At 65.6% G+C, this 20,962-nt stretch carries 23 protein-coding genes and 1 pseudogene; 3 read left to right on the top strand and 21 right to left on the bottom strand.

Annotated elements, in window-relative coordinates:
- Positions 1 to 114: 114 nt before the first annotated feature.
- Positions 115 to 705 carry a TetR family transcriptional regulator gene (locus tag IBX22_RS35465; RefSeq protein WP_194820202.1) on the bottom strand — a complete coding sequence of 197 codons (591 nt, stop codon included), beginning with the start codon at positions 703 to 705 and terminating at the stop codon, positions 115 to 117.
- Positions 706 to 816: 111 nt separating this feature from the next.
- On the opposite strand from IBX22_RS35465, the gene IBX22_RS35460 reads away from it, so the two are divergent.
- Complete coding sequence (locus IBX22_RS35460) at positions 817 to 1,593, top strand: SDR family oxidoreductase (protein WP_194820201.1); 777 nt, start codon at positions 817 to 819, stop codon at positions 1,591 to 1,593.
- A gap of 19 nt (positions 1,594 to 1,612) precedes the next feature.
- Complete coding sequence (locus IBX22_RS35455) at positions 1,613 to 2,005, top strand: heme-binding protein (RefSeq protein ID WP_194820200.1); 393 nt, start codon at positions 1,613 to 1,615, stop codon at positions 2,003 to 2,005.
- Positions 2,006 to 2,354: 349 nt separating this feature from the next.
- Here the strand turns inward: IBX22_RS35455 and IBX22_RS35450 are convergent, their stop codons facing one another.
- From IBX22_RS35450 to IBX22_RS35425, 6 genes and pseudogenes are all read right to left on the bottom strand, one after another.
- Positions 2,355 to 3,260 (bottom strand): IS5 family transposase, encoded by a 906-nt coding sequence (locus tag IBX22_RS35450; RefSeq protein ID WP_194820199.1) that lies wholly within the window; start codon positions 3,258 to 3,260, stop codon positions 2,355 to 2,357.
- Positions 3,261 to 3,608: 348 nt separating this feature from the next.
- Positions 3,609 to 4,361 (bottom strand): PRC and DUF2382 domain-containing protein, encoded by a 753-nt coding sequence (locus IBX22_RS35445; protein ID WP_194820198.1) that lies wholly within the window; start codon positions 4,359 to 4,361, stop codon positions 3,609 to 3,611.
- Positions 4,362 to 4,688: 327 nt separating this feature from the next.
- Positions 4,689 to 5,135 carry an alpha/beta fold hydrolase gene (locus IBX22_RS35440; protein ID WP_228540133.1) on the bottom strand — a complete coding sequence of 149 codons (447 nt, stop codon included), beginning with the start codon at positions 5,133 to 5,135 and terminating at the stop codon, positions 4,689 to 4,691.
- A gap of 5 nt (positions 5,136 to 5,140) precedes the next feature.
- Positions 5,141 to 6,601 (bottom strand): annotated as a pseudogene (locus IBX22_RS35435) (flavin-containing monooxygenase).
- Positions 6,602 to 6,635: 34 nt separating this feature from the next.
- A complete protein-coding gene (locus IBX22_RS35430; protein ID WP_194820197.1) occupies positions 6,636 to 7,187 on the bottom strand; it encodes a peroxiredoxin-like family protein in 552 nt (183 codons plus the stop codon).
- Complete coding sequence (locus IBX22_RS35425) at positions 7,184 to 8,266, bottom strand: oxygenase MpaB family protein (RefSeq protein WP_375540318.1); 1,083 nt, start codon at positions 8,264 to 8,266, stop codon at positions 7,184 to 7,186. The genes IBX22_RS35430 and IBX22_RS35425 overlap by 4 nt, the downstream gene beginning before the upstream one ends.
- 247 nt (positions 8,267 to 8,513) lie before the next feature.
- On the opposite strand from IBX22_RS35425, the gene IBX22_RS35420 reads away from it, so the two are divergent.
- Positions 8,514 to 9,161, top strand: a complete 648-nt coding sequence (locus IBX22_RS35420; RefSeq protein ID WP_194820196.1) for a TetR/AcrR family transcriptional regulator — start codon at positions 8,514 to 8,516, stop codon at positions 9,159 to 9,161.
- On the opposite strand, the gene IBX22_RS35415 is transcribed toward IBX22_RS35420, so the two are convergent.
- From IBX22_RS35415 to IBX22_RS35350, 14 genes are all read right to left on the bottom strand, one after another.
- Complete coding sequence (locus IBX22_RS35415; RefSeq protein ID WP_194820195.1) at positions 9,158 to 9,787, bottom strand: TetR/AcrR family transcriptional regulator; 630 nt, start codon at positions 9,785 to 9,787, stop codon at positions 9,158 to 9,160. The two genes, IBX22_RS35420 and IBX22_RS35415, sit on opposite strands and share 4 nt — an antisense overlap.
- An 82-nt stretch (positions 9,788 to 9,869) precedes the next feature.
- Complete coding sequence (locus tag IBX22_RS35410; RefSeq protein ID WP_194820194.1) at positions 9,870 to 10,760, bottom strand: hypothetical protein; 891 nt, start codon at positions 10,758 to 10,760, stop codon at positions 9,870 to 9,872.
- Positions 10,761 to 10,766: 6 nt separating this feature from the next.
- Positions 10,767 to 10,979 carry a hypothetical protein gene (locus IBX22_RS35405; RefSeq protein ID WP_194820193.1) on the bottom strand — a complete coding sequence of 71 codons (213 nt, stop codon included), beginning with the start codon at positions 10,977 to 10,979 and terminating at the stop codon, positions 10,767 to 10,769.
- A gap of 47 nt (positions 10,980 to 11,026) precedes the next feature.
- A complete protein-coding gene (locus IBX22_RS35400) occupies positions 11,027 to 11,608 on the bottom strand; it encodes a hypothetical protein (protein WP_228540131.1) in 582 nt (193 codons plus the stop codon).
- 21 nt (positions 11,609 to 11,629) lie between these two features.
- Positions 11,630 to 12,601 carry an MlaD family protein gene (locus tag IBX22_RS35395; protein WP_194820192.1) on the bottom strand — a complete coding sequence of 324 codons (972 nt, stop codon included), beginning with the start codon at positions 12,599 to 12,601 and terminating at the stop codon, positions 11,630 to 11,632.
- The gene (locus tag IBX22_RS35390) at positions 12,598 to 13,632 is read right to left on the bottom strand and encodes an MlaD family protein (RefSeq protein WP_309234923.1); all 1,035 of its coding nucleotides are present in this window, start codon (positions 13,630 to 13,632) and stop codon (positions 12,598 to 12,600) included. The genes IBX22_RS35395 and IBX22_RS35390 overlap by 4 nt, the downstream gene beginning before the upstream one ends.
- Entirely contained in the window at positions 13,629 to 14,738 is a 1,110-nt protein-coding gene (locus tag IBX22_RS35385) for an MlaD family protein (RefSeq protein ID WP_194820191.1), read from the bottom strand. Before IBX22_RS35385 ends, IBX22_RS35390 begins: the two co-directional genes overlap by 4 nt.
- 3 nt (positions 14,739 to 14,741) lie before the next feature.
- Positions 14,742 to 15,749, bottom strand: coding sequence for an MlaD family protein (locus IBX22_RS35380; RefSeq protein ID WP_194820190.1), 1,008 nt, complete (start codon positions 15,747 to 15,749; stop codon positions 14,742 to 14,744).
- Positions 15,737 to 16,756: an MlaD family protein gene (locus IBX22_RS35375; RefSeq protein WP_194820189.1), complete on the bottom strand. Its 1,020-nt coding sequence runs from the start codon at positions 16,754 to 16,756 to the stop codon at positions 15,737 to 15,739. The genes IBX22_RS35380 and IBX22_RS35375 overlap by 13 nt, the downstream gene beginning before the upstream one ends.
- Positions 16,744 to 17,802 (bottom strand): MlaD family protein, encoded by a 1,059-nt coding sequence (locus IBX22_RS35370; RefSeq protein WP_194820188.1) that lies wholly within the window; start codon positions 17,800 to 17,802, stop codon positions 16,744 to 16,746. Before IBX22_RS35370 ends, IBX22_RS35375 begins: the two co-directional genes overlap by 13 nt.
- Positions 17,803 to 17,807: 5 nt before the next feature.
- On the bottom strand, positions 17,808 to 18,674 hold the full coding sequence (locus IBX22_RS35365) for an ABC transporter permease (RefSeq protein ID WP_194820187.1): 867 nt from the start codon (positions 18,672 to 18,674) through the stop codon (positions 17,808 to 17,810).
- Positions 18,674 to 19,519: an MlaE family ABC transporter permease gene (locus IBX22_RS35360; protein WP_375540316.1), complete on the bottom strand. Its 846-nt coding sequence runs from the start codon at positions 19,517 to 19,519 to the stop codon at positions 18,674 to 18,676. Before IBX22_RS35360 ends, IBX22_RS35365 begins: the two co-directional genes overlap by 1 nt.
- A complete protein-coding gene (locus IBX22_RS35355) occupies positions 19,516 to 20,253 on the bottom strand; it encodes a hypothetical protein (protein WP_194820185.1) in 738 nt (245 codons plus the stop codon). Before IBX22_RS35355 ends, IBX22_RS35360 begins: the two co-directional genes overlap by 4 nt.
- Positions 20,169 to 20,708: a saccharopine dehydrogenase NADP-binding domain-containing protein gene (locus IBX22_RS35350; protein ID WP_194820184.1), complete on the bottom strand. Its 540-nt coding sequence runs from the start codon at positions 20,706 to 20,708 to the stop codon at positions 20,169 to 20,171. Before IBX22_RS35350 ends, IBX22_RS35355 begins: the two co-directional genes overlap by 85 nt.
- Positions 20,709 to 20,962 lie beyond the last annotated feature (254 nt).

Genomic DNA, 20,962 nt, shown 5'->3' with positions numbered 1-20,962 from the left:
TCTCTTTCGTGTGCACAGTCCGCATTCGGGAAATCAATGTTCGCCGAAGCCTGAAGCGTACGGCGATGTGGAGGGCTCGGTGTGTAGCCACGCCCTGGGATACTGAGGGGCGCTCTACAGTGGGCGCCGGTTGTGGGGTTGTGGGTGTTGGCCGAACTCGGCACACAGCGCGGCGATCGCGGCGACCATGGCGGCGCGATGGGATTGGAGCCGTTCGCAGGACCCGGGCTCCTCGCCGGCGAGGGACTGTAGCGACGGCGATGCGTTGAACCAGGCGGTCACGAGCCCAAGGGTGAGCGCCAGCAGATCGGTTGCGTTGCCATCGAAGTGGTCTTCCATTGCCCGGATTTTGGGTTGGTAGGCGTCGACCTCCCCGGAGGTGGCCAGGGGCCGCTCGAGATTGGCCCATGTCGACAGGCGCAGGACGGCAGGGTCTTCGAGGAGGTGGTCGAACAGTCTGCCGCCGTAACCGGGCAGATCACCCGCGCTGAACGGGACAGCCGCCGATAGATCGGTCAGTGCCCGCTCGACGACAAGGTCGAACAACTGCTCTTTGGGCCCGAAGTGCACGTAGATCGACCGCTTGTTGGCTTTGGCTTCCTCGGCGATGCGATCGATGCGGGCACCGGCCAAGCCGTAGCGGGCGAACTCGGCTCGCGCCGCCTCCAAGATGCGTCGTTTGGTATCAGAAGCATCCGGTGGCACGCGGTCGATGATACTTCAGATTGAATGTAACTATCTAGTTATTGACAATCAATGAAGAGTCCGGCACAGTCGCCTAGGTAAGTATCCGGCTAGTTACCTTGGGAGATGTGGATGCCTCAGAAAATTCTGATTACCGGCGCGAGCTCCGGATTCGGCCGCGGCGCGGCCCTGGAGCTGGCCCGACGTGGCGATGAGGTGGTTGCGGCGGCGGAGACCTGGCCGCAGGTGCGCAGCCTGCGCGCGGATGCCGCCGCCGCGGGGGTCGAGCTGGAAGTGATCAAGCTCAACCTGCTCGATGAGATCGACATCGCGCACGCGGGGTCCTTCGATCCGGATGTGCTGGTGCTCAACGCCGGGGTGATGGAGGGCGGCTCGATAGTGGATATCCCGCTGCAGCGGGTGCGCGAGTCTTTCGATATCAATGTGTTCGGGCATCTGCGGTTGGTGCAAGCGATCGTGCCGAAGATGGTCGCGCGCAAGTCGGGCAAGGTCGTATGGACCTCCTCGATGGGCGGGATTCTGGTTGTACCGTTCCTCGGGGCATACTGCGCGACCAAACATGCCATCGAGGCCATCGCGGGGTCGATGAAGGCCGAACTCGAACCGCACGGCGTGAAGGTCGCGACGGTGAATCCGGGGGTATTCGGCACCGGGTTCAACGACACCGGCGCGGAGAGCTACGTCCAGTGGTACAACCCCGACACCGCTGTGGTGCCGATGCCTGATTTCTCCGCCAGCCTTGCCGATCAGGCCGACCCACAGGAAATGATCGACGCGATGGTCGAGGTGATCGCCACCACCGAACATCTCTACCGCACCATGCGTCCGATGGAGACTGTCGCCGCTGCCAAGCAGTGGCAAGAAACAGAGTGGGCCCAGAATGCCTGAAACCCATAATGTTCTGACGATGCAGATCGGGCTCGACCACGCTGATCAGCTCATCGCACGAGGCCGGGCCGCGGCCGATGAGCTGGGTTTGCGGGCGGTGTTCGCCGTGCTCGACACCGGCGCGAACATGGTGGCGTTCGCGCGGATGGACCGCGCGTGGCTGGCATCCAGCGAGCTCGCGGTGGCCAAGGCCCGCACCTCGGTCAAGTTCCAAGCCCCCAGCGAAGCGCTGAATGCACCCTTGCAGCTGGGGCAGCCGGTTGCGCATTTCGACCACCTCAACGACGGGCTACTGCTCATGGGCGGCGGGCTACCCATCCTCGATGACGAAGACCGCCTGATCGGCGGCATAGGAGTTTCGGGTGGGACACCTGAACAGGACGCGGAAATCGCCCGCGCAGCCCTGAGCTGACGGGTTCCGACCGCGGTGTGTCGCCGTCCCACACCCAGCGGGGCGGCGACAGCCGCGCCGGCGCCCGCGACGCCGACGAACAGTGGAATGTGCCGAACGAGATTGCATTCAAGATTGCAAATGAATGGATGTGACCAAATGGCCTGTGGGTTTGGACTCACTCATGGGCACCGAGCTGAAGTTCACGCGGCATCGGGTATTCGGCCGTGAAATCCCGTCCATTGAACTCCTTGCAGCGGGAAACATCCACGGCCTCACCGCGCTCCTATCCCGAGTCCTGCGAAACACCTGACGAAACCGAGACCGTATCTCTCCGCTCGAGAACCAAGGGCAGGCCAGCGGCCTGCCCTCACCGGTGTGGCAGCCATTGGTTGATGACCGCGATGTGGATGGTGGCCAAGTAGCGGACGGCGAGTTTGTCGTACCTGGTGGCTACGGCTCGGTGTTGTTTGAGCTGGTTGATCCCTCGTTCGACAGCGTTGCGGTCGCGGTAGATCGTGGGGTCGAATGCCGGTGGCCGACCACCGGCGCTGCCACGGCGACGTCGGTGCCCGGCCTGGTCCGCCGGGATGGGAATGGTTGCCTTGATGCCGTAACGACGAAGCCAATCCCGGTTGGCGCGAGCCGAATACGCCTTGTCGGCCAGCACTCGTTCCGGTCGAACTCGGGCCCGGCCGCCACCGAGACGGGGGATCTCGATCGCATCGAGCACCGTGGTGAAGTGGGGGCTGTCACCGACCTGACCGGCAGTGACCAGTATCGACAGCACCCGGCAGCCCTGTTCGGTTGCTAGATGCAGCTTGCTGGTCCATCCACCACGGGAGCGGCCCAAGCCATGATCAGGCGGCTCGCACTCACCGGGCCCTGCTGGCGGTTCAAGTTGCCGGGCGCCTTCGCGGCGGGCTCCGGCAGCGTGTTGATGGACGCGGGTGATCGTGGAGTCCACGCTTACCTGCCAGACGGTCTCACCGGCCGCATTGGCGAAGACCTGCAACGATTTGATGATCACTGCCCACGCACCTGCCCGCTGCCAGCGACGGAACAATCCGTATACCGCCTGCCACGACCCATAGGATGCCGGGACGTCCCGCCAGGGAGAGCCGACCCGGGTCCGCCATCGAATCCCGTCGATGAGCTGACGTTTCGTCCATTTCGGCGGGTGTCCCGCCTTCTTCGCGTGAGGCAACAGCGGGTCCAACCGCACCCACTGGGCATCGGTCAGATCCGCCCACCCCGCCACCGCTACGCTGGCCACGAGGTCTCCGGTATTCAGGTTCTTCTTCGACAGCTGATCGATCTACCGGAGACCTCGCCCATATGCCAACGCAGCCAACAGCTTTCAACAAACATGCTGATGGTGGGGCACCGTGATGCGGTGCCCCACCATCAGTCACTTCGAAACAGGCCCCTATGGCGGCGGCACACAACGGCCACTGGTCTGACCTGGCGGGCTGCCGCCGCCCTGCTAGGTACCGGCCGGTGTCAGGAAGAGACGAGGGCCCGCACCGTTTCGACTGTGTCGCAGTGTCATTCAGGTGCGAACGGTGATGACGTCCACCGGGTCGTGAAGTCGCCGGTGGACGCCTGTCGGCAGGGTGCGTGATTACCGCTTGCGCTTGGGCTCGTCGTCGATGCCTTCGGTCTCGACGCGTTCCTTGCGCACGGTGCCCGACACGGCCTGAGTGTCCTCGACCTCATCGACGGCCAAACGGACCCGCTCGACCGGCACGGCTTGCTTGTCTACCGTCAGGCGATCCTCGTGCAGGGTCACCTCGCGTTCCTGCTCACCGATATCGGCACGGCCGACCATGCTGGGGTCGGAGATCGGCTCACGTTCGATGCGGACCTCCTCGTGCGTGGTCGGCACCTTGATGGTTTGCTCCTCGGTCACCACGTACTTACGCAACCGCGCCCGACCGCTCTCGGCGCGCTCCCGGTTCACCTCGAGGTGCTCCTCCGAGCGGATCATCCCCTCATCGGTCGTGGACCGGTTACCACGCCCGTGCTGGTCGGCGGTTTGGTCGAACGCGTCCCATCCGGCCGTGCGCGGGTCCACGTGATAGTGGGTGAACAGCTGCTGTTCCTCGTCGGCGCTGATGTCGTGGTCCAGCGGGATATGCGGGGCGGATTTCACCTCTCGCTTCTCGACCTGCAGTTTCAGCGCGTCGGAACCTGCGGCGTGCTGCGCACCGACCAGCGGGACGAGGGAATCCTCGTGAAAGAAGCCGGTCGATACGGCAGCCCAGGTGGGCGCGCCGGAGGCCCTGTCGACATAGATCTGCTTGACCTTGCCGATCTTGTCACCACTACGGTCGTACACGGAATTGCCGATGATTTCGTCGAGTAGTCCTGTCATGATTCCTCCTCGAGATTTCGGTCTTCGGAGAGCGAACACACACAGAGCGACATCTCGCGCGATCGACCGGCCTATGCGGACTCTGGCACGATCACGGACTTGCGGATGCCCGGCCAATCAGATGGAGCCAGCTACATCACAGCTACTACCCGGTGATTCGCATGGCAAACCGCGCGGTTCAGCGACAGTCCCCCGATTCGGGCAGCGCGAACGTGAGCACACCCATGCGATCGCCAGCGCGACCCGTTCAGGGCCGCTTGTGAGAGGCGGGTCGGGTCCGGCTCTCGATCGAGGCCTGTGATGCGGAACGCGGGGGTGGCGGGTGGGTCACTCGCTCGCGGAAGGGGTGAGACGACAGGCGGTCTGCTGGAACAGCTCGACCTCCATGGGGTGCATCTGGTCGGCATGTCTATGGGCGGCATGATCGCGCAAACCGCGGCCGCCCGATATTCGGATCAGCTCATGGGTGTCGGCGGCCATGTCGGCGAGGTCGTAGGCGTCGGCTCGCGGGACTGCCAGTAGCCGGCGCAGTCGGCTCGGTGGCGGGTTGGATATCACCGTGGAGCGGCCGATGTCGCGATTGTCGAAGCGGATCACGCGGAAGCCCCGGGCGATCAGGCCCTCGACCATTTGCTGTGGCCAGGAATACAGGTCCAGGCCGAGCCCGGCGACCAGCAGCAGCGGCTGTCCGCCGGACGGACCATCGACCCGGTAACAGAGGCGAATTCCGGTGGACAGCTCCACGAACTGCTCACCGGAATCACCCGATGCCATCCCGCTCACGGACCTGCCGCAATCAATTCCACCGGAGCCGGCACCCGCGCGAACTTCAATTCCGGGTCCTCCCAAGCAGGTTCGCGGAGCAAGATCACATCGGAGTAGTAGCTCAGCGAGGTCAGCCAGGGCAACGATCACCCTGCCGGGCAGCTCATGCAGGACCCGTTTGACATAGCCCGCGTCGAAATCCAGGAAGGGCTTGGTGGGCCTCGTGGCATCGTCGACGCGCGGCACACAGATGTCGTAGCTTCGGAATCCATGTGCGCCAGCAAGTTACAGGATTGCTCGCACAACAGACCCACCTTCAGCGTCCACGAGAGGTTCGTGTAGCTGACAACGAAGGCGTAGTTCGGCACCGAGGACAGCATCATGCCGCGGTAGGCGATCGTCTCGGCCAGGTCGATCGCGTGACCGTCGACGGTCATCGGTATGCCTCCGAAGGCCTGGACGTTCAAACCTGTTGCGGTGATGATGATGTCGGCGGAGAGCTCGCGGCCGGAGTCCAGCAGGATTCCGTTCTCGGTGAAGGTCGCTATGGTGTCGGTGGCCACCGAGGCACGGCCGTCCCGAATAGCCCGGAACAGATCACCATTGGGCACCATGCACAACCGCTGATCCCACGGGTCGTACGGCGGATTGAAATGCGTGTCCACCGGGTAGCCCGACGGCAACTGCCAGGCGTTGAGGCCGCGAATGATCTTCCGCGCGCTGCGGATAGCGGCGGCAGATCTCCCAGATCAGACGCTGCTCAAAGATGTTCTTGCGCCGCGCGATCGCATACCCGCGCTCTTCGCCGAGTAGCCGCGCAGCAGGTTGGCGATGTGATCCACCTGCGGAATCGGAATCACATAGCTCGGTGTGCGCTGCACCATCGTGACGTGTTCCGCGATCTCGGCCATGGCCGGCACCAGCGTCACCGCAGTCGCGCCGCTGCCGACCACCACGACCCGCTTGCCCGCGTACTCCAGGTCCTCCGGCCAGCGCTGCGGGTGCACGATCGTGCCCTCGAAGCGTTCGCACCCCTCGAAGGGCGGAGTGAATCCTTCGTCGTAGCGGTAGTAGCCCGCGGCGCTGAACAGCCAGCGGGCGTGCAGCTCGAATCGTGCACCGGTGTCGGGGTTTTCGATCTCGACCGTCCAGCGCGCGGTCTCCGACGACCAGTGCGCACCGGCCACCCGATGCCGGTACCGGATGTGCGGCTCCAGGTCGTTCTCGGTGATGGTGTCGCGCAGGTATTTCAAGATCTTCGACGCCGAGGCGATGGACTCCCGGTCCACCCATGGCTTGAACGCGTAGCAGAAGGTGTGCAGATCCGAATCCGATCGAATTCCCGGGTAGCGGAACAGATCCCAGGTTCCGCCGGAAGCACCGCGCGCTTCCAGGATCGCGAACGTCTTGTCCGGCAGCTGGGTCTTCAGGTATCGCCCGGCGCCGATACCGGAGATACCGGCGCCGATGATCAGGACATCGAGATCGCTGCCCGGAGCGGGTTTTCGGTCACGCCGCTGCCACTTTCGATGCCGCGCGGAGGGCCGCGACGATGTCCGCGGTGGGTGGGATGTCGGAGGCGCGGTGTGCACGGAAGTCCCACACGACCTCTTTGCCGCCGGCCGCGACGACGAATGCGCCGCCTAGCTGGGCGTTGTCGCCCGTACGCTGAGCCGGGTAGACGCCGTTACGGAGTAGGTGCACAAAGGGGACCAGGTTCCGCGGCCCGATCGTGCCGAGGACGGCCCGCCACAGCCCCATGGTGCGGTACAGCGTCTGGTCGTTGGTCGCCAGCACCGTGAAACGGGTCTTCGCCTTCTGCCGGAAGGTGAAAGCTTGGATCGGTGTGCCGAGCCCGATGAACACCACATCGCCACCGGCAGCGGTGATCTCGTCATAGTGCGCACTGATTTTCTGAGCCTGCTGCAGCGCGAAAGCACTGCCGAACTGGCGCAGGAATACCAATGCCACGGGCTTGTCCTGCCAGAACTCCTGGAACTCGCGCCAGTAGTGCCGGTCGGTGAGCAGCCGTTCATTGGCGATGACGTCGACTCTGGTCACAGTCCCACCTCCTGGGCGATGCCGTTGCTGTGTCCCGCAGTCGCCGAGGATCGCGCGTCGGCCGACTCCGTGGACTGCAAAGTTCCGCCTTTGCCCTGCTGCAGTCGCAGGCCGGGATCATGGGTGAAGGGCACGCGCCCCGTGCCTGCGGCATGGCGCGCGGCGTTGTGCATGTAGCCCCAGTATTCGTAGCCGAACCAGGACGCCAGTGCCCTGTCCACGATGGGGTTCGATACCAATTTCGCTGCACGGCGAACGAGAGCGGTAGAAACCGCCGTCCGAATCGGCTTGTTTTCCAACCCGCACATTGCCCGAACATGAGGTGTCAGCAGTGGAACCGATGCCCAGATCAGAACTCGGAGCGGGATATTGAGCACACCCAGCGGCCAGACGGGTGTCCACGGCGGCTTGGTGAGGAAGTCTGTGAGCTCCTGCGCCGGCCGGGTGAAGGCCATGATGTTCTGCTCCGCGTTCTGCACCCAGGCATCGACCTCCTCAGGTGTCCGCGGCAGCTCGCCCGACGGGATCCCGAGCAGCTCGGCGACGATGTGCTGCTCGGCGTAGAACTGCCGCTCGTCCTCGGCGGTCGCGTTCGGGTCACCGAATGCCTTGTAGGCCCGCCACAGATGCGGCCAGCCCACGACGTAGGTGAACTTGAGGGTCTCGACATGGTTCGCGCGGTAGGACTCACCCGTCGCCGGCACCACACCGTTGACATGCGAGTGCTTGCGGAAAAGGTCACGGCCGACCTTCTCGGCGCCGGCGGTGTCACCGAATACAGCTCCGCCGAAGAACTGCACGCTACGGCGCACCCGTCCCAGGGTGTCGGAGTGGTACACGGTGTGCTGGCCTACGCCGTAGCCGCCGTCTGGATCCAGGACCGAGATGAACAAACCGGACAGCGCACCCATGCCGGCCACCAGGAAGTTGTTGTAGATCTTCCAGCTGATCGAATCCGGACCGAAGTACCCGTCATCGAGACGGGGCGCCTCGGCCATCGTCAGCGCCTTCTCCCCATTCTTTCCATGAAGTTTGAGGAGGAAGTCGTACTTTCTGTTGTCGTCGGCGACATTGCCCATGACACTTGCCTCTCGGCTCGACATAGCTGATTGCGCGGACCCGGCCTGTTCAGAACTCGGCCTCATCCGTCGGAGTTTCATATTGCGATGTAATATGACATTAACATAATCCATGTTACGACGCAATATGACCTCGGGTCACGGCCCGCATTTAGGTCCGCGAACTGCGTGCATTGATACGCTGTCCAGCGCTCGCACCACCGGTCCGGCGCAGGCGATCCAGCGCGATACGACGAGGAAGGGATCCATGCCCAAGGCGTTGACCCGCGAAGAGCAGCAGGCGATCACTCGTGAGGTCATCCTCGCCGCGGCGCAACAGGTCTTCCTCACCAGCGGCTATCACGGTACGACGATCGCAAAAATCGCCAAGGCGGCCGGCCGTACACACGGGGCGCTCTATGGTCACTTCGCGAGCAAGGAGGCACTGGGCCAGGAGATTCTGCGCCAGCACTTCGAGGAGGTCCTCGCCCGGCTTGCCACGGCCTTGATCGAAGTTGATGACATCGCCGCCAAACTCGTTGTCCTGGAACAACAATGGCGCATCCTCAGTGCGGAGACCGACTGGACCACGCTCGCGGCCGAGTTCGTCTTCGCGACCAGGCAGGATCCTGAACAAGCAAAGACCATCGCCGAGACCACCGACGGCCTGCGTGCGGCGGTACGGGTCGTGTTGTTGACGCAAGCGGCAAGCATCGATCTCGACATCCATGATCTCGAGCTACTCGACCGCGCAATCGTGGCGATCATCGGCTCAGGAATCGGTCTGGTGATCGCCCAGGTGCTAGGCACTGTCGATGCCGACGGGTCCGCAGCAGGCTTCATCGAGACTTTTCGCCTGTGGCTGGTTCGTCTGGGGGTATCGCCACACCAGCTGGAACACCCAACTCGCCCTTAGGTTTCGGCGGTCTTCAGCACCCCTGCGAAGATGAACATCATCGTGGTCGCGCATTCGGCCAGCATCGATTCGCGGTCTGCGGCGTTGGCGATGATCGTGTTGCTGGCGCACATCAGCCGTAGCAGCAGGCGAGCGGTCGTTTCGAGTGGAACACCGTCACGTAGCTCCCCTCGCTCGGCAAGCACGGCGAGCAGGCGCTGGACTGGGGGGAGCACCAGCTTATCGTCGATGGCGTTGTACTTCTGTTCACCGAGGACCTCGGGTGCTTGCCGTAGCAGCTCACGATGTACGGGGTCGCTGATCGATCTCGCCGCGAACGCGTAGGCACACGCGATCGCGATCGGCGGCCCTGCGCCGGGCTCGGCCTGCTGGATCCCGGTCACCGCCTCCTCGATCGATTCGGCCGCGTCGTGCAGTCGTTCCGCGAAAAGGTCCAGGAAGATAGCCTGTTTGTCGGCGAAGTGGCGGTAGAAGGCGCCCTTGCTGATCAGAGCCGCTGCGGTGATGTCTTCGATGCTGGTTCCGGCGTAGCCGCGTTCGGCGAAGGACTCGCGTCCCGCGTCGAGGAGCGCGGTGCGGGTGGCGGCCGCATACATCTGGCGTCTGCTAGTCGGCGTCGTCGTCATGACCCTGGTTCACCTTTTGTCTGCTGTTTACAATCTACCTAACGATACTCATGCGCTTGCACAACACGGGCGCTGCTGAAACCTATCCCGCCGCTGGCCGACTGTCTCTCGCCATCGAGTGCCGCAGGAACACTTCGTGTTGTGCCAAGCGGTTGATGATGCCGTCGTCCATCGAGTCGCTGAGTATCAGTAGATCTCGCATGGCGTCGGTGGCCACCGCGGCCGTGACGATCCGGTCGACGGTGGCGCCCTCGCCGCGTTCGAACAAGACCGCCCCCAGGGGGCCAGCGAAGTCCCCATCGAGCCGAGACAGGACCGACAGCGCTGCCGCAACCGTCGCCGCATCCCCTTGTGCGGCGTCAGCCACGATGCGGTTTCGCCGCGTCTCAGGCACCAGCGCGACCACCGACCGCAACCGCTCCCCCGAATCGATCATGGCCACGGTGCGCAGCAGCGCCCGGTCGTCGGTGATGGCTTGCTCCAGCGCGCGGACCAGGTCATCGCCGAGGCAGGCCAGGAACGTGGCGGCGACACCGAACTCTCCGCGCCGCAACAACTCCTGCGCAGCCGGCACGAGCACCGCGGCGGGCACACGCGGCCCCACTATCGAGACCACGCGTGGATCTACATACGGTGCGGCCTCGGCCAGATAGCTCGGCTGCATGCGACTCAGAATGCCGGCGATCCGATCGGGGAGGGTGGTGCCGAGGGCACCGGCGGCGCGTCCGGCTACGTCGGCGGGTATCGCCTTGTGCGCTACCGAAGCGACGAGCGCGTCTGGCATCAGCGGAGCGAGTGCGCTGATGCGGTCGAAGGTGGGCGCCAGGGCGTCGAACAGGTCATCGGAAAGCCTCCGAGTCAGCGCCGCAATTTGCTCGGGTGCCAGACGCCGCAGATCTGGCAGGTCATCGGACCAGACGCCCAGTATGCGCGCGAGCTGGTCGATGCGGGCTGACGCAATGGACTCGGTCATCACGGTCTACTTTCCGAAGAGGATCTTGCGAGCGGGCATTCGCATCAGGCGCGGCAGAACCGTCAAGGCGCGGTCGATGGTCTCGTCCAGGCTGCGTTGTTCGCTGCGCTTGGCTTGACGCAGCAGATCGCTGAGGCGCTGCGATTCGCTCGGTGTGAGCAGGGTCAGTACCTCGGCGGGTTCGCCGAGCTGGTCCAGTAGCGGATTCGGGGTGGTCATGGCGATCCTCTGTGGTGCAACGGTTTTCGATCCTGGGGCAGGATGCGCTATTTCAAGGGCAAAGCGCCGTCGGACCCGCCGACATCGGTGACCTGCCAGCCGGCGCCGCGGTCGACGGTGACGGTGTAGGTCACGGTGCTGCGGGCGCCGGCGGGGTTCTGGGCGTTGGTGGAGTTCACGTCGATGAACACGCTCACCGTGTAGCGTCCGCCGGATTCGGAAACGACTTTCGCCGCGATCGGTGTGGCGGTCGAGTTCCACTGCAACGGAACCAGGATTTCCTGCAGCTTCGGCGCAGTCGCGTCGAATTTGGCGGCGAGGGCCGGACTGGCGTTGGTTTTCAGCCGTCCCACCCAAGCGGGAATATCGTCGAACTTGACCGTCGCGGAGCCGAGGGCGTAGTCGGTGGCGACCTGTTCGGCGTGGCGGTCGTCGACTGCGGCCCGCTCCCGGTTGGAGATGTCGGAGCGCGCCGCCACGAGCAGTCCGCTCAGTGCAATGACAGCGACGACCAGGACTGCGATCACCGCGGCGGAGATGACAGTGTTGACGTTGATCGAGATCGACCGGGTAACAGGGGGTTCGGTGTGTCGCGAGCGGGCGGGTCGCTCCTTGGTGTCGGTAGTCATGGGACAGTGAGCCTTTCGGGATTATTTAACGGCGAGTTGCAGGCGCAGGGTGCCGTCCAGGGTGGTCGCATGCAGCGCTTGGGTGATCAGGGCGCTCAGGTCTAGTTGTCCCGCGCTGCGGGTGGCGGTGGCGGCCAGCGCGGCCAACAGCGGCAGAAGTTCTTGGAGCTCGGGACCGAGAGCCTCGATCTTCGCCGACAGTTTCTCCAGGAAAGGCAGCAGGCCCAAGCTGATGCCGTCGTCGAAATGGAAGGCCTGCGGCATCTGACCGGCGCGAATCATGCCGGCGAGTGCATCGGCGACTTCGGCGACGCGAGGTCCGAAGTCCTGCCAAGGTTGTGCGGCCTCGGCCAGCCCGGAACCGATGGCGCCGGTGCGGGGCGCGTGGGCTTGCAGGTCCAGCAGCAGTTGGCGCAGCACGGCGCTGCGGCTGAGGATGGTGGCGGCGAGCAGGTCGGTGGCGCGGGCGATCTCGGGGGTCAGCCGGTCGGTACCGGCGAGGGCAATGGAGAAGGTGTCGACGATCGAGGTGAGCGCGGCCGGGTCCAGCTGCCGTAGCAACCCGGTGGTGTCCGCGGCGACTTCGGGCAAGGAAACCGGCGTTTGCACATTGCGGGCCGGCACCGTCTGCCCGTCACGCAGATAGGGGCCCCCGCCGTCGGCGGGCCGGAAGTCCAGGTACGGCTCGCCGAGCGCGGACAGCGCTTCGATGCGGGCGGCGCTGGCGGCGGGAACCGGATACCGGCTATCGATCCGCAGCCGTACCTCCACCGCGGTGCTGGTGTGCGAAACCGCTGTCACCCTGCCGATCTCGACTCCGGACAGCAACACCTTCGAACCGGCGGCCAGGCCGCCGGAGTCGGGCACCTGCAGGGTGGCGGTAAGGGTGTCATCGAGCCAGCTGACGCGCACCACGCCGAAAACCAGATAGGTGCCCCCGGCGATGAGAAGGACCACGATGCTGGCCAGGGAAGCCAGGGCGGTGGGCTTCATCGCACCAGTCCGATCACGCGTAGAGCGCGCACCATGTCTTCGGTTTGCTCGGTGCGGGAGGATTCGACGGTGACCGAGGTGATGTCGATCGCGGGCCGCTCGGCGAACGGAATAACCTTGTCGTGCAACAGCGCGACGAGCCGGTTGAGATTGGAGGGGGCGGCCAGGTCGAGGGGGTTCGCGGCGAACAGCAGAGGCACCAGGGCCTTGGCCGCGCTGTCACCGGCCTGCAGCAGCGGGCCGAGCCAGACCAGTGCGTTCGCGATCAAGCTGAGTTGTCCGACGATGCCGAGGGTTTGGGCGATGGAGTTGGCACTGGCGGGGATCTCGGTCGCGCCGCGCGGGCTGAGCAAGGCATCGAGGGCGGCGCGGTTGTCGGTGACCGCGGACAGGTTCGCGCGCAGCCCGTCGAGCAAGCGGTCGACTGCGTCCAGGTTGAGGCTGACGTCTTGGACGTCGCGGCCGAGGGTGTCGAAGATGCGGGCGGTGTCGGCGGGCTCTTCGGGCAGCGCGGCGTTGGCTTGGTCGATGATCCGTTGAATCTGTTGCAGCGAACCACCTCCGACGAAGGAGGACAGTCCGAGCAGTAGATCCTCGATTTGCAGGGGCGGTTTCGTCTGTTCGAGTCCGATGGCGCCGCCGTCGGCGAGCGGCGGACCGGGCTCGGGTGTGCTGAGTCCGATGTAGATGTCGCCGAGCACGGTGCTTTGGCGCAGTTGGGCGGTGGTGCTCGCCGGCAGCCGCACCGCGGTGCTGATATCGACAATAGCTTCCACATAGCCCGGCGCGGTGGCGGACGGGTCGACGATGGTAACCGAGCGCAGGCTGCCGACCTTGGCTCCGTTGGCGACGACTTTGGCTTGGGCGGGCAGGTTCAGCGCGTTGGTGAATTGGATGTGTACGGAGTAGGTCGGTCCCGCGACGGCAGCGCCGGGAACGGGCATCTTGGCCGGGTCCAAGGTGCAGGCGGAGATCGTGGCGGCCACAGCGGCGAGCGCGGCGATGCCGCGGCGGGGTCGGCGTGCGGTCACGGGGCACCTGCCAATCCGAGGACGAGGGGGACGAGGTCGGTGTCGACGAGTCCGTTGGCCGCGGCGCGGCAACTGCCCGGAGTCGCGGACCGTAGCAACGCGCAGATCAGGCCGGCTTGTTCGGGCGGGAGCGCGGCTTTCGGCGGCGCCCAATTCACCCGCGGCGCGCCGGTGGCCGGGTCGAGGGTGTTGGTGAAGGCGCCGGCCAGGACGGGTAGCGTTTCCAGGAGTTGTTGCAGGCCTGCGACATTGGCCGACAGCAGCTTCAGGTAGGGGATGGTTTCGTCGAGGCCGTTGAGGATGTCATAGCCGTACTTGCGGGACAGGTTGTTCAGCCAGGGCAGGATCACGGTCAGTGATTGCACGATCTGGACAACGTCGGTCCAGATCTCGTTGATCAGGGTGATGCCGGGTGCGGCCTGGGTGACGGCTGTTTCGATGTCTGCCCAGTTGACGGCGACGCTGGACATGATCGTGGCGAAGGAGTCGATGAGTGACCCGATGTTGCCGATTGCGGCGTCGGGTCGTTTGAGCGCGGTCGCCAGGTCGCGGATGGTCTGGTTCAGTTGCGGGCCGGTGCCCGCGGTGGCGCCGGCGAAGGACTGCAGGCCGGTCCGGAGCTTGTCCTGGTCTGCGGGGTTGTCGCCGCCGTTGAGCTGGTCGGCCAATCCGGAGAAGGCGCGCAGGGCGCGCAGGGTTTCGCTGATGCTCTTGGGGGTGAAGGTGTTGGTTACACAGGACTCGCGCGACCACTCCGGCAGCGGCCCCGATTCGCCGAGGACCTCGAGCTCTCGGTCGGCTACCAGGGTGTCCGACACCGTGGTCGCCAGTACCTCCCCCCGGAGTCGGTGCTCGGCCGCGACGGTGAATTCCACTCGCGCTCTACCGTTTCGTGGTTCCACGGCGGTCACGGTGCCGACCGGAACACCGAGCATGGTGACGTGATTGCCCGGGTACAAGCCCACCGCGTCCGGCATGTCCGCGCAGTAGGAGATCGTGGCACGCAGCGGGTCGGCCACCACCACGTAGCCCACCAGGGCGAGAAGCACGACCAACCCAACTCCGACCGCGGTGACGAAACCTTGCGCGCTGACCAGTCGTCGCATCGCTCAGCACCCCCGCCCCGGGACGGGCACACACAGCCGGGGCGTGTCCAGGGTGAGGTGGGACTGGTCGAGGGTGATCCCCTCCGGGCCGACCGCGGTGGTGAGGCGTTGCTTCAAGTCGAGAAAGTTGTTCTGCGCTTGCAGCAGTCGCGCGCCGATGTCTTTGAGCTGTGGCAGCGACCGGTGCAGGGCGTCGACGAGCGGTTCGAGCCGGTTGCGCCAGATCGGTTCCAGCGCGGCGATACGTGCCAGCAGCTCGCCGGTGATGCGCAGCGCCTCCTCGATCTCGGCCTGCTTGTTCAATCCGAGGGTTTCCAGCATCCCGATCTGGCGAATGAAAGTGCCCAGCAACGCCTTGTTGTCGGCGATATTACGTAGATACTCACTCGAGACTTCCAGGGCTTGGGAGACCTCGTTGTTCTGACGTTCGAGCACCTCGACGAAGTCGGCGAGAGCGGTTCCCATGCGGCGCAACGCATCTGGATTAGCGGTGAGCGACTCTCCGACTGCGGCGAAATTCTCCCGCAGGGTCGCGCCGTCGACCCTGCCGAGCGGTGCGGCGGCGTCCTGGAGGGTGCGCACCAGGCTGTATGGCAACCGAACACGGTCGGCGGGAATGGTTTTCGAGCCCAGCGGGGTGCTGCCCGCAGGGTGCGCGGCGATGTAATGGCCGCCGACAGCGGTCAGCATGCGCACATCCAAGGTGGTCTGGTCACCGAGGAAGATGTCACTGTCGATGGTGAAGCTCATGCGCACGTGGTCATCGGCGAGTTCGAGACCGGTGACCTTGCCGACGGTGACGCCGGCGATCCGGATCTCGTCACCGGCCTGCACGGAGCGGGCTTCGGCGAGATCGGCGGTGTAGCTGCTCTTCCCGAACGGGATGAGGTACAGGACCGCGGCCGCGACGAGCACGGCCACCACGAACGCCGCCGCATAGGCGCCCCACCGCAACTCGCGTCGGTCGGCGCGGGCGGTGTGGTCGTGTCCGGCGGTCTTCACCCGTTGCATACGGCGATCCTTTGTCCGCTGATCATCACTTCGATCGGCATGGGCAATGCGGCGGCGCCCTGCGAGCAGGTCAGGTCGGCGCGAGCGCCCGGGCCGGGCGGCGGGAGCAGATTGGCGAGCTGCTGCAGCAGACCGGGGAGCTTGCCGAGGACGGCGAGTGCTTGCTGCGGGTCCGGAAACAGCCGCCGCAGCGCCGAATCGAGGTTCGGGTTGGTGGTCTCGGTGAACCCCAGGGTGGCGAGCAGGCTGTTGAGCGGCCCCAGTGTCGAGGGCGCCACCGCCGCGAAACCGATGAGCCCGTCCAGCTTTTCGCGGAAGACGGTGAATACTTCGGCCAGTCCGCGCAGCAGCACCGTCAGATATTGTGAGCGACCCCCGATCTGGCGGTTGATGCCCTCGAGGTTCGTCACGATCGTCGACAGCACGGTTTGGCGATCGCTGACGTAGCGGCTCATGCGTTCGAAAGCGTCCAGTGCGGGGCCCACACCGGCGCCGTTGCCCTCGATGACGGCGAGCACGGATTCGGTGAACTGGTTGAGCGCCTCCGGGGAGAACTCACGCAGCACCGGTTGCAGGCCGTTGAACAACTGGGTGAGGTCGAAGGACGGAATGGTCTTGTCGAGCGGCACTGTCCTGCCGGGCGCGAGCCGCTCGCCGGGACGATCCGGTTGACGCAGATCGATATAGCGTTGCCCGGTCAAGGACTGGTAGCGGATGGCGGGCACCGTGCTGAGGTAGACCGGGCGCTCGCGTTCGACGGTGAACTCGACGACCGCGGTCGCGCCGGAGAGCTCGATCGCCTCGACCTTGCCGACCCCCACGCCGTACATGCGGACGTCGCTGCCGACACGCAGACCGTTCACGTCGCTGAATTCGGCCCGGTAGCCGGTGGTTTCGGTGCCGACCGGGCGGGTGATGGCGGTAATGATCACCAGGAGCAGCACGGCGATCGTGGTCGCGAACAGAGCAAGTCGCCACAGCACCGAGCGTGTCGTCAGCGTGGCCATCGCACGCCCTCCGGGGACAGGACGGGCAGCGCGGCCGACTGTCCGAGCAGTGGGACCGCCAGACCGGGAACGGTGCGCAGAACCATCGCCACGCGGACTCTGGGTCCCTCCGGGGCCTCGGCGAAGATTCGGTCCAGGCGGGTGAGTAGCTCACTCAGTTCGGCCTGCGACCGGCCCGGCGTGGGGACAGTCGCGGCGATGGCCGACAGCAGCGGCGCGGCCACATCGGCGTAACCGCCCAGATGTTTGCGGGCGGTGTCGAGTGTGGTGGCGATGGTCGGGAACAGCTCGTTGGCGATCATGTCGACCCCGGCGTCGTAGCCGGGCCGGTCGGTGACGAAGGCCTCGATGTTGAGGACACTGTGCAACAGAACGAATGTTGACGAGCCGAACGCGCCTGTGCCGTCGAGGAATTGCGCGTACTGATCGATCAGGTAGGAAGGCAGATACTGCTGGGTGTCGGCGACCGTGCGCCCGAGGCTGACCATGGCCCGCAGGATCGGAGTGAAGGCGCGCAGGTCGCTGCCGACTCGGGTGAGCAGAGCCGTCAGCTGGGGAGTGAAGACCTCGGTCGAGGTTTCGGTGAGCGAGCGCAACAGCGTGCCCATGGTGAGATCGGTGGTGCGGCCGGTCAAATCGAGCACGGTACCCGCGCGCAGCGGTTGGCCGCCGACGCCGGAATGCAGTGCCAGGCTGGTGATTCCGAACAGATTCTCCGGGGCGTAATCGACGCGCAGGGTATCGGTGAGTGCGCTGACCTGGGTGCGGTCGAGCTCGACACTGAGCATCTGGGCGGCGTCGCCGAGGGCGTCCACCGCGGTGACCCGCCCGACCTCCACGCCGTCGAACCGGATCCGGGTGCCGGTGGTGACACCGTCGCCAACCTGATCGGTGCGCAATTGCAGACGCAAGTTCCGTGCGTCGCCGGCGTTGTCGAAAGCGGTGATGGCGACGCCGACGCAGACCGCGAGGGCGACAGCAAGGATGCCGGTCAGACGCGCGCCGACGCGGCTGATGTTCACGCCGGGCATAGTGAATTGCGGCATCGGGCTCACCCGGTGAATTCGATCGAGGAGTTGACGCCCCACAGGGCCAGCGTCATCACCATGTCCAAACCGATGATCGCCACGAAGCTCGCGCGCACCGCCCGCCCCGAGGCGACACCGACCCCTTCCGGCCCGCCGGTGGCGAAGAACCCGTAGTAGCAGTGGATGAGAATCACCGCCACCCCGAAGACCAGGATCTTCAGCACGGCCGCGAAAACATCGAAGCCGCTGGTGAATTGCGAGAAGTAGTGGTCATAGACCCCGGCGGCCTGGCCGTGCAGTAGCACCACCACCGTCGAGCACGACAGGTAGGACAGAATCAGCGCGATCAAGAAGGTCGGCACGATCGCCACCGCTCCCCCGATCACCCGGGTGGTGACCACATAGGGAATCGACCGCAGGCCAAGCGATTCCAGCGCGTCGATCTCCTCCGAAATGCGCATCGACCCGATCTCGGCGGTCATCCGGCAGCCCGCCTGGGCGGCGAATCCAACCGCGGCGACGATAGGCGCGAGTTCGCGGGTGTTGGCGAACGCCGACACCACACCGGTCACCGGGCCCAGCCCGATCAGGTCCAAGACGGCGAAAGCCTGGATGCCGGTGGCGGCGCCCACGGCGACGCCGAGCACGATCAGCATCGGGACCGCGCCACCGCCGACGATGAAAGAGCCTCGGCCCCAAGTCATGTCGGTGATGGTGCGCAACGTCTCCCCGCGATAGCGGCGCAGTGTCAGCGGAATGGCCGCCAGCGCCTGCCCGGTGAAACGCAGCGCGAAACCCAGACTGTCGAACGGCGCGAAGATCTTGCCGCGCGCCGCCAGCATCCGGTGGGCCAAGCGCAAGCCCTTGGGGTGATAGGAGGAAACGGCCATCACGCCACCCGCACCGGCATGAACATCGTGACCACCTGGGTGATCGCAAGATTGACCACGATGATCCCGGCAACCGAGAGCACCACCGCAGCATTCACGCCGTCGGCCACCCCGCGCGGCCCGCCTCCGGCCTCCAGCCCACGCTGACAGGCCACGATGACCACGATGAACCCGAACAACAAGGCTTTCACCAGCGAAATCCAGATATCGGTCAGCGAGGTGAACGCACCGAAGGTCGCCCAGTAACTGCCCGGAGTGACGTTCTGCGCCCCGATGGCCACCGCGTAACCCGCGACGACGCCGACGAAGATGATCAGGATGTTCAGCAGCGGAGCGACCAGCAGCATCGCGACCGCACGCGGAATCACCAGCCGGTGCACGGGACTGATACCCATCACCCGCAGCGCGTCGATCTCATCGCGAATGGTCCGCGCGCCCAGGTCGGCGGCGATCGCCGAAGCTCCCGCGCCACCGAGTAATAGCCCGGTGGCGATGGGCGCGCCCTGCTGGATCACCCCGAGCCCCCCGGCCGCGCCGATCAGCGAATCCGCGCCGATCTGATGGATGAGATTGCCGACCTGGATGGAGACGACCACACCGAACGGCACCGCCATGAGGACCGCGGGTATTGCGGTCACCGTGATCAGATACCAAGTCTGCAGCAGCATTTCGCGCCACTGGAAGCGGCCGGACACCAGGTCGGTCACCGCGCCGCGCCCAGTCTCCCCGGCCAGCAGCGCCACCCGGCCGAAAGTCCGCAGGCTCGACCGCGCCGTGCGGGAAACGTTCGCGCCCGCGAGTCTGGCGATCTCCTTGGCCTCGCCCGGTGAGTCCGCGCGAGTCACCGGGCCGACTCCCCAGGGCCCGTCGGCGAGAGAGGATTCAAGCATGCGGAGCGCAGCCCCGCGGCCTCGGTATATTCCCGCAGGGCGGCAGCGCCGACGGCCGACAGCGGCCCGCGAACACCGGTGGGGTCAGGTCGATCGGCCGCGAATGCTGTTGCGGTGGTGGCCAATAGCCGTGCGGTGAATTCGTAGGGTTCCGGCCCCTCGAGCCCCGACAAAGCCAACGAGACACCGTCGCGATCCAAGGCCCGCGCGGCGACCAGTGTGCGCCCGGGCAAGCTGGGTAGCGCCATCTGCCACGGGAGCCGCTCGGCCAGGCGCTGAGTGGCCGATCCCGTGGCCGATGAGCGCAACACCCGGCTACCGAGTGAGGTGAGCCGCTGGATCATCGGGGTGGCGGTGCCGAACCAGCCCAACCCCACATCGACCCGCTCCAAATGTTCATGGACCTCGGGCAGCCCGAAATGTTCGGACGCGCCGATAGTCAGCGCCGTGCGCTCGGTCCCCGCGATTCCGAAGCGCAACAGCCGCTCCCCGCCGGCGGCGCGCCGGACACCGAACAGATCCGAGGGGTCGCGGCGGAACGCGAACGACGCTTCGGCCACCCCTCCGGTCAGCGAAGCTCTGGTGCCGGGCGTGGTCAAGCCGATCAGTTGCCGCAACGTCGGGACCTCCTCGATACCCGGTGTGCCCGGCAGACCCGGGGCGAGGAAGTATCCGATCTCCGCCGCCACCGCCTCGGTCCCGCTTCGTCGAGCGCGGACGCCGCAGCGACATGGCCGGGCACGAAGTCGTAACCGAAAGCGGGAACCAGCAATGCCCCCGTATCGACAGCGCTCGATCCCAGGGTCCGGGACATCCACTCGATGAACGGCGGCACACCGGTCGAATCCAGGTATACCGCGCCAGCTTTAGCCGCCGCCCGCGCCGCCTCCCGCCCCAGCCGCAGAAACGGGCCCACCGTCGAAACGACCACGTCGTCACCGCGCAGCAAACCATCCAGCGCCCCCGGCACCGACACGTCGGCCTCCGCGATCTCACAGTCCACCGACGAGGCGCCGGAAACTTCCCGCAATCGAGTGGCCGACCGCCCGAGGAGGAGCACCGAAGCACGCTGATCCCCGGCGAGGGCACCGAGAATCCGCGCTCCCATGTACCCGGTAGCGCCTAGCAAAACGGTCCGAGACACCAATTCCTCCTGCAGCAAACCTTGTGATGCGCGACTCGACGGGCAGCTAACAGTGGTTGGCCTCACAGCCCCAGCCGGTCTGGACCGCACGATAATGAACTAGGGACGCAAAGTAAACCCGGGTCACAAATTATCTCTGAGTCCAGAGACCGTTCTCGCTTGAATCATCACCGAACCGAGCAGCACGCGGCTGTAGCGAAACACCCCGTCCGACAACCCGCTCGCACCGCAGCGCCCAGCCCGTGGCCGCGATC

The sequence above is a fragment of the Nocardia sp. XZ_19_385 genome (assembly GCF_015355755.1).
Taxonomy (GTDB): domain Bacteria; phylum Actinomycetota; class Actinomycetes; order Mycobacteriales; family Mycobacteriaceae; genus Nocardia.
This window is presented reverse-complemented; position numbering and strand designations above follow the sequence as displayed.

Bases quoted from the DNA above. Each gene is read 5' to 3' on its own strand.
- IBX22_RS35460 (WP_194820201.1), top strand. From the start codon at position 817: ATGCCTCAGAAAATTCTGATTACCGGCGCGAGCTCCGGATTCGGCCGC.
- IBX22_RS35455 (WP_194820200.1), top strand. From the start codon at position 1,613: ATGCAGATCGGGCTCGACCACGCTGATCAGCTCATCGCACGAGGCCGG.
- IBX22_RS35445 (WP_194820198.1), bottom strand. From the start codon at position 4,361: ATGACAGGACTACTCGACGAAATCATCGGCAATTCCGTGTACGACCGT.
- IBX22_RS35440 (WP_228540133.1), bottom strand. From the start codon at position 5,135: ATGGCATCGGGTGATTCCGGTGAGCAGTTCGTGGAGCTGTCCACCGGA.
- IBX22_RS35425 (WP_375540318.1), bottom strand. From the start codon at position 8,266: ATGGGCAATGTCGCCGACGACAACAGAAAGTACGACTTCCTCCTCAAA.
- IBX22_RS35420 (WP_194820196.1), top strand. From the start codon at position 8,514: ATGCCCAAGGCGTTGACCCGCGAAGAGCAGCAGGCGATCACTCGTGAG.
- IBX22_RS35415 (WP_194820195.1), bottom strand. From the start codon at position 9,787: ATGACGACGACGCCGACTAGCAGACGCCAGATGTATGCGGCCGCCACC.
- IBX22_RS35410 (WP_194820194.1), bottom strand. From the start codon at position 10,760: ATGACCGAGTCCATTGCGTCAGCCCGCATCGACCAGCTCGCGCGCATA.
- IBX22_RS35405 (WP_194820193.1), bottom strand. From the start codon at position 10,979: ATGACCACCCCGAATCCGCTACTGGACCAGCTCGGCGAACCCGCCGAG.
- IBX22_RS35400 (WP_228540131.1), bottom strand. From the start codon at position 11,608: ATGACTACCGACACCAAGGAGCGACCCGCCCGCTCGCGACACACCGAA.
- IBX22_RS35395 (WP_194820192.1), bottom strand. From the start codon at position 12,601: ATGAAGCCCACCGCCCTGGCTTCCCTGGCCAGCATCGTGGTCCTTCTC.
- IBX22_RS35385 (WP_194820191.1), bottom strand. From the start codon at position 14,738: ATGCGACGACTGGTCAGCGCGCAAGGTTTCGTCACCGCGGTCGGAGTT.
- IBX22_RS35380 (WP_194820190.1), bottom strand. From the start codon at position 15,749: ATGCAACGGGTGAAGACCGCCGGACACGACCACACCGCCCGCGCCGAC.
- IBX22_RS35375 (WP_194820189.1), bottom strand. From the start codon at position 16,756: ATGGCCACGCTGACGACACGCTCGGTGCTGTGGCGACTTGCTCTGTTC.
- IBX22_RS35370 (WP_194820188.1), bottom strand. From the start codon at position 17,802: ATGCCGCAATTCACTATGCCCGGCGTGAACATCAGCCGCGTCGGCGCG.
- IBX22_RS35365 (WP_194820187.1), bottom strand. From the start codon at position 18,674: ATGGCCGTTTCCTCCTATCACCCCAAGGGCTTGCGCTTGGCCCACCGG.